The sequence below is a fragment of the Treponema sp. genome, from assembly GCF_045657965.1.
Classification (GTDB): domain Bacteria; phylum Spirochaetota; class Spirochaetia; order Treponematales; family Treponemataceae; genus Treponema_D.
On sequence record NZ_JAZOUG010000236.1, the window covers coordinates 41,915 to 48,581 of the forward strand.

Annotated in this window: 6 protein-coding genes; 2 read left to right on the top strand and 4 right to left on the bottom strand. The window is 45.2% G+C overall.

Annotation, left to right across the window (positions count from 1 at the left end):
* Positions 1-24 precede the first annotated feature (24 nt).
* Genes ACKI5B_RS08950 through ACKI5B_RS08965 form a run of 4 tightly spaced genes read right to left on the bottom strand, consistent with a single transcriptional unit; the run spans position 25 to position 4,421 of the window.
* Positions 25-1,137, bottom strand: a complete 1,113-nt coding sequence (locus ACKI5B_RS08950) for an ABC transporter substrate-binding protein (protein WP_407427919.1) — start codon at positions 1,135-1,137, stop codon at positions 25-27.
* Between the two features lie 46 nt (positions 1,138-1,183).
* On the bottom strand, positions 1,184-2,359 hold the full coding sequence (locus tag ACKI5B_RS08955) for a nitrogenase component 1 (protein ID WP_407427921.1): 1,176 nt from the start codon (positions 2,357-2,359) through the stop codon (positions 1,184-1,186).
* Complete coding sequence (locus ACKI5B_RS08960) at positions 2,356-3,612, bottom strand: nitrogenase component 1 (RefSeq protein ID WP_407427923.1); 1,257 nt, start codon at positions 3,610-3,612, stop codon at positions 2,356-2,358. Before ACKI5B_RS08960 ends, ACKI5B_RS08955 begins: the two co-directional genes overlap by 4 nt.
* Positions 3,612-4,421: a nucleotide-binding protein gene (locus ACKI5B_RS08965; RefSeq protein ID WP_407427925.1), complete on the bottom strand. Its 810-nt coding sequence runs from the start codon at positions 4,419-4,421 to the stop codon at positions 3,612-3,614. Before ACKI5B_RS08965 ends, ACKI5B_RS08960 begins: the two co-directional genes overlap by 1 nt.
* Before the next feature lie 172 nt (positions 4,422-4,593).
* Here ACKI5B_RS08965 and hisD point away from each other — a divergent pair, with 172 nt between their 5' ends.
* Positions 4,594-5,961, top strand: a complete 1,368-nt coding sequence (gene hisD, locus ACKI5B_RS08970) for a histidinol dehydrogenase (protein ID WP_407427927.1) — start codon at positions 4,594-4,596, stop codon at positions 5,959-5,961.
* 1 nt (position 5,962) lies between these two features.
* A complete protein-coding gene (gene def, locus ACKI5B_RS08975) occupies positions 5,963-6,535 on the top strand; it encodes a peptide deformylase (RefSeq protein WP_407427929.1) in 573 nt (190 codons plus the stop codon).
* The last annotated feature ends 132 nt before the right edge of the window (positions 6,536-6,667 follow it).

Sequence of the window (6,667 nt, forward strand, 5' to 3'; positions counted from 1 at the left end):
TTATTGTTTTAGCTGTGAGTATTGTTATTTTCCTGAAGCGGCACGTGCAGGATGGTAGATGTCGTTCAGATTTTCATCCGTAAGCTCTACACCATAGAATTTCTTGAAGTAAGATTTGATTTCTGCATCCATGTCGATGTCGCTGAACAGTTCCGGGTGAATCTGCTTTGCAAACCACTGGAGTGCAAGCGGCGTGTCTGATGACGGTGGTGCCCATCGGTACATTCCAAGCGGATTTTTGTAGACTTCCTTGTTTTGGATTGCCTTGATGGAACTCCAGTCGTATGTTCCGATTGCGTTTGTGTACAAATCTTCCGGGAGTGCAGGCGTAAAATTCGTAATGAAGATTTTGTCCGGATTCCACTGATAAATCTGTTCCATGTTTATGCTTGCCGAGCCTTTCAAGTCGAACGATGCATTTTTTCCGCCGCAGGTTTCAATCCAATACTGGTTGAACATGTTTCCGCCGTATGTTGTGATAGAATTTGCTTCACATGCATAGAGGAAAAGACAGACAGGTTTTTCATTTTCGCTGAGTGATGCTGTCCGGCTCTTTACCATTTCGTTTACCGAGCGTCCGTACTCGATGATTTCGTCACTGCGTTTTGTCTGACCGAAGATTTCGCCAAGGAGCGTTATCCACTGTGCGTAGGTTTCAATCGTGTTGAATCCCGCAATGTTTGTAGAAAAACCGACTGCAGGAATGCCGATGCTGTCGAAAATTTCTCTTTCTTCCTGGTTTCCTGCATTGTAGAGAATCAAATCCGGCTTGAGAGCGAGAAGTTCTTCTACACTGACGGTGCTTCCCTTTACGAAATGCGAATCAATGTCCTTGATTTCAGGGTAGCAGGTTGAAAGATATGAATTGACTGCAGCAGCCTTTGAGCTTGGATGCATTCCCACGAGCTTTTTCGGTCCGCCCATGTAAAGACAGTAGACCGACGGAAGAGGAAGAAGCGAAGAAATAACGACACGTTCAACGTTTGCCGGAATTGTGACCTGTGTTCCCGTGTGGTCAACGATGGTTTTTGCCGCAGAAGCAGCTGCTTCGGAAGATGCTCCCGACTTTTTGTTGCATCCGGCAAGAAACGCGCAGGCTGTAAAAGCCAGAACGGCCATGCTGATACCTTTTTTCATATATGACTCCTTTGACTGTTTTTTTTAATTGATTTTTTTTAATACCTTATATGCACAGTTTTGATATAAAATCGTTCATCCCGCTTCCGAGGATGTTTATTGAGTCGTTCCAGAACACTTTGCTCGAAACGGCCACATTCGCAAGCGGAAAGAATTTCATTTTCTGCTTTGTTTCCGCCGTAAAAAGCTGTTCTGCGAGAGGATCTGCTACAAGTCCTGAGAATTCCCCGCTGTTTACGAGCGCCCTGAATTCAGTCTCGTCTTTGATACGGATTTCTCCGGTTTTAGCTTCTTCGTCAGAAAAATCAAAGAGTGTTCCGCTAACGAATTGAATTTGTGGATGACGTTTTTCTGCTTCTTCACACAGTGAGCGCGAAATAATCTGGTCTCCGGCGATGAGTATCTTTTTTCGTCCCGGTACAGATTCAGCAGGTGTACTGTCTTCCAGCGTTCCCGATTCCAAAAAGGCTTTTACACGGTCCACCATGATTTTTCCGTCACCTACCGGCGTTCCTGTAATGAACGGTATGCCGTATTTCTGCTTCATAAAGCGTGCAGTTTCGATTCCGCTCTGTGAGACTACGACGTTCAGACGTGATGAAGATGATTTTTCGATTGCTTCAAGAGAATGACCGAGCGAAAAACAGCAGTTCACTTTGATTCCTGCATTTTCAAACAGCGCGATGATGTCTTTTTCGACATGCTTGTTTCCAAAATCCAGCGGAGTCATGCCGATTATATTGATTCCGTCACGCTTTTCTTCAGGAACTACGCCCTTTTTTGCGAAGCGCTTTATGAGGGCGGTTGCCGCTCTGGAAATGCCGTTTCCGTAGTAGGCAAGACCTTTCGTGTCAAAGCCGAAGCTTGGAATTCCCGTCTTGCTTTCAACTTCTCGCGCGATTCCTTCATAATCCGTTCCGATTACCATTGGAACCGGGCTTCCGAGAAGTGCGATGAATTTCGGTTTGAGGCTTTTTGCCGCTTTAATAATCCGGTCAATTACGAGATTGTCGTTTCCGAGAATTGCGTCCATGTGGCGCAGTCCCGAACAGAAGACGAATGAATCTGAACCCATCCAGCGCGGCTCGTCATATCCGAGATAGTTTCCCGTACAGCCTGACGCGTCGTGAAGAACAATCATTCCGCCAAGCTCGAAAAGTGCGGAAGCGCATCCTGAATAATCCGGAGCATATGGAGGAAGATTAATGCACAATTTACTCATACTACGATACCTGCCTTGATGATAAGTTCATCTGCCGAATGCTCTCCCTGATATGCCGTGACGAGCATATCCATAAGTTTTTCGACTCCGTAAAATCCGTACAATGTTTCGTCTTCCATGAGGTCAACGACATGACGCGATTTTGTAAGATATCCGGCGTTGAAGCCGATGCAGAGACATTCTTCGTTCACAAATTCAAATTTTGCAGAATCGTGATGAAGCGCATCTATAATTTTGAGGTCAGGAATCTTTTCCATGATTTTTTCGCACGCAGCCTTTTCAAAGCCGGGAACTGCATCGACGGCGATGAGCTTTACGTTAAATCCTGCATCATGCAGTACGTTTGCGAGCGTGAACGGGCGGCGCACAGCCTGATAGTCAATCATGACCGGATAGTCACCGATTATGCTCTGCGCATTTTGAATCGCTTTTACAGCCCGCTCTTTATAAGAAGACAAATCTCCGAGCGAAATGCCGAGTCGGTTTTCTATTTCATGGTAGAGTTTTTCTATTGCTGCGACGTCGTAGTTCGGAATCGCCGGGAGATAGGGGATTCCAAGATTCTTTTCCATGATTTTGCTTGAAAGCCCTGCTGACGGAGAAAGCACCAGATTGAGCTTCGATGAAGAGAAATCAAGGAATTCTTCGAGAGTTTTTGCCGTTCCGATGTGATTAATTTTCCATCCGGCCTGATTCATCAGCGTAAAAAGCTCGCAGTCTTCAGAAACCGACGCATTGTTTCCAACCATGTTAATCTGGTTTTTCTTTACGTCTGATTTTTCAAGAATACTGAACAGTGAACGCTGCAATCCAACCTGTGGAGGAACTTTTGTGTCCATCTTGAACGGATTCATGTGGCATGTAACAAAGCGGATGTCCGTAAACTTCTCTGAAAGACGGGCGTTAAGCGCTTCGTGGTCAGTTCCCAAAAGGTCATCAAGGCACGAGACGAAAATCATCAGCACTTTCGGTCGTTTTTCGAGCGCGGCGAGAAGTTCTTCAACTGCGTCAGGTACCAGATGCTCATAATTTCCTGAAACGATGTCACTTTCATCTATAAAGAGATAGCTCACCTGGTTTTTAATGTGATGCAGTACTGCACCCAAAGCTCCGTGACGACCGCAGGCAAACGGCGCAACAAAAAGCATATAGCTTTCCGGCATTGTCGCCGCTATTCTGATGACGCCCCAGCCTCCGTGAGCCGGTGAGACGTAGTGAAGAGTTTTTTCAAAAGAAGGGCAGGAAGGACACATCAAGCGAACTCCTCAGCGAATTCTTCTTCAAGAGCAACTTCTTCTATTTCGCGGTCAGTGCTTGACGCAAGAACTTTTTCAGCAAGACGCATGTAGACCTGAGCCTGCTCTGATTCCGGGAAAGCTTCTACGACCGTCATTCCGCGGTTTTCTGCCTGCTGTACGATTCCGTCGCGCGGCACAACCTGAATGATTTCGCCGCCGATTTCGTCCAGTGCTTTCTGAACGACTTCAACTTCGTCTTTTACATTGCGTGAATTCAAAATGACACCCGAATACTGGGCATAGCCGCGCTGACCGAAATTCTTGATTGCCGACACGATATTGTTTGCCGCATAGAGAGCCATCATTTCTCCGGAAGTAACGATGAAAACATCTTCCGCATAGCCGTTTCTGATAGGCATTGCGAATCCTCCGCAGACGACATCTCCCAGAACGTCATAGATAACGATGTCCGGACGATAGACTTCAAATGCATTCAGTTCTTCAAGCTTTTCAAATGCCGTGATGATTCCACGTCCTGCACAGCCGATTCCCGGAGTAGGACCGCCTGCTTCTACGCAGAGCACGCCGTTAAATCCCTTGTAAACCAGATCATCAAGCGTCAGATTTTCAGCTTTGCTGCTTCTGAGCATGTCGAGTACGGTCGGGATTTTCTTTCCTCCGTTAAGATTTTTCACTGAATCCGATTTCGGGTCACATCCTACCTGCATGACTTTGTAACCCAGCTTGCTTAATGCTGCCGAAAGATTGGAACACGTTGTTGATTTTCCAATTCCGCCTTTTCCGTAAATGGCGATTTTTCTCATTTTTTTTCACCTCTAACTTTGGTAATGACTAGCTTATAAAAATTAGCGAAAACTAACATATAAAACAGATTTGGTCAACTCGGTTCTGGAATGAAACGCTAAAAGAAAATAAAGTCGCTACATTAATTCAAAACAGATAGTAAAATCCGCTCAAATTCTGTATATTTATCTCATGATAAAGATTCAAAAATACGCTGAAATCGAACCTTCTTTTTTTGACGGACGTGATTTCGGTGGTTCTATTGATATTGTAAAAGATGTCCTTTCCGATGTAAAAAAACGCGGAGATGCGGCTTTGGCTGAGTACGGTGCAAAATTCGATGTTTCTGCTCCTTCATCTCTTGAAATTCCCCAGTCTGAACTTAAGGCCGCTGCCGAAAAATTGCAGAAGGAAAATCTTGATTTATACAAGGCAATCTGCTATTCTCACGAGCTTGCATTAAAGTTTGCAAAAAAACAGCGCGAGTCTTTCGATGATTTTGAAATCGAACTTGAAGAAGGCATGTTTACGGGGCAGAAGAACATTCCTGTTGACCGTGCGGGCGTTTATGTTCCTGCAGGCCGCTTCCCGCTTGTTTCAACTGTCGTAATGACGATTACTCCTGCTGTTGCGGCTGGCGTTAAAGAAGTAATTCTCTGTACTCCGCCACGTGTTCATCCGAGTGATAAAGCTGCGGCAGAAAAAGCTGGCACCGGCGTTCCGGGAAAGCCGTTTATCGGCGGAAAGCCTTATGCTGACGAAAACATCATGGCGGCGGCTTACATTTGCGGAGTTACCAAAGCATTTGCGTGCGGCGGTTCTCAGGCAATCGGCGCTCTTGCATTCGGAACTGAGTCAATTCCTTGCACAGATGTAATCGTCGGTCCGGGAAATAAATTCGTCGCAGAGGCAAAAAAACTCGTTTACGGCACTGTCGGAATCGACATGGTTGCAGGTCCTACCGAAGTCTTCATCATTGCTGACAAATCTGCAAATCCTGCATGGGTTGCGGCAGATCTCCTCGCTCAGGCAGAGCACGACATTGTAGCTCAGCCTGTCATGGCAACTGATTCTGAAGAACTTGCAAAGTCTGTCGCTGAAGAAATCGAAAAACAGCTTGAAGTTCTTCCGACAAAAGCGACTGCATCTGAAAGCATTAAAAACTGTGGAAGAATCATCGTCTGCGAAAATCTTGAACAGGCGGCTGAAGTTGCGAATAAAAAGGCACCGGAACATCTTGAACTTGCAATGGAAGAGGGTAAAGAACGCGACAAAATCGCAAATCTTGTTCACAACTACGGCTCGCTTTTTGTCGGTCATGGCAGTGCAGAAGTTTTCGGTGATTATGCGGCAGGCTTAAATCATACACTTCCTACAAGCGGAAGTGCCCGCTTCACAGGCGGATTAAGCGTACGCGTATTCTTAAAAACTGTTACAACTCTGCGCACAGTTCCGGGGGCAAAGGGAGCAGTTGCTTCGGCTACCGCTTCGGGTATTCTCGGAGATGCAGAAGGACTTGCGGGACATGCAAAAGCGGCAAGAATAAGACTGGAGAAATAAAATGAAAATTTACAAATTAGGTGAAGATATTATCAGACAGAAATGTGTTCCTGTTGAAGAAAGCGAAATCAACGATTCAATGCGGGAACTTTTTAACGAAATGTTTGAAACTATGCTTGAAGCAGACGGTGTAGGGCTTGCCGCTCCTCAGATTGGGCAGGCAAAGCGTTTTTTTGTAATTATTTCTGATGATGAAGTCCGCCGTGTATTCATTAATCCCCAGATTATTTCTACAAGCAATGATTTATGTGATTATGATGAGGGCTGTCTTTCTCTTCCCGGCTTTAACGAAACAATAAAGCGTCCTTCAAAAGTAAAGGTTCAGGCTCTTAATGAATTCGGCAAGCCTTTTACACTTGATGCGGACGGACTTCTGGCGCGAATTATTCAGCATGAAAACGATCATCTTGAAGGAATTGTGTACATTGACCGTGGAGATCCGAATTTTGCTGCCGAAGTTACTGCAAAAATGGCAAAACGTCTTGAAAAAGCTGCAAAAAGGGAAGCCGAAAAAGCAAAAAAAGCAGCAAAAATTGCAGCCAAAATCGCAGCTAAAGAAGCAAAAAAACAATAATTTTTTTACATTAAGGAGGATTCGACATGGAAACTCTGAAGATTCTTTATGCAGGAAGTCCTTTAGCTTCTGCAATGGTTCTCAAAAGTTTGATTGCCAGCCAGAGCGAGTGTAATTTTAAGATTGCAGGCG

Coding starts and splice junctions, on each gene's coding strand:
- ACKI5B_RS08950 (WP_407427919.1), bottom strand. CDS start 1,137: ATGAAAAAAGGTATCAGCATGGCCGTTCTGGCTTTTACAGCCTGCGCG.
- ACKI5B_RS08955 (WP_407427921.1), bottom strand. CDS start 2,359: ATGAGTAAATTGTGCATTAATCTTCCTCCATATGCTCCGGATTATTCA.
- ACKI5B_RS08960 (WP_407427923.1), bottom strand. CDS start 3,612: ATGTGTCCTTCCTGCCCTTCTTTTGAAAAAACTCTTCACTACGTCTCA.
- ACKI5B_RS08965 (WP_407427925.1), bottom strand. CDS start 4,421: ATGAGAAAAATCGCCATTTACGGAAAAGGCGGAATTGGAAAATCAACA.
- hisD (WP_407427927.1), top strand. CDS start 4,594: ATGATAAAGATTCAAAAATACGCTGAAATCGAACCTTCTTTTTTTGAC.
- def (WP_407427929.1), top strand. CDS start 5,963: ATGAAAATTTACAAATTAGGTGAAGATATTATCAGACAGAAATGTGTT.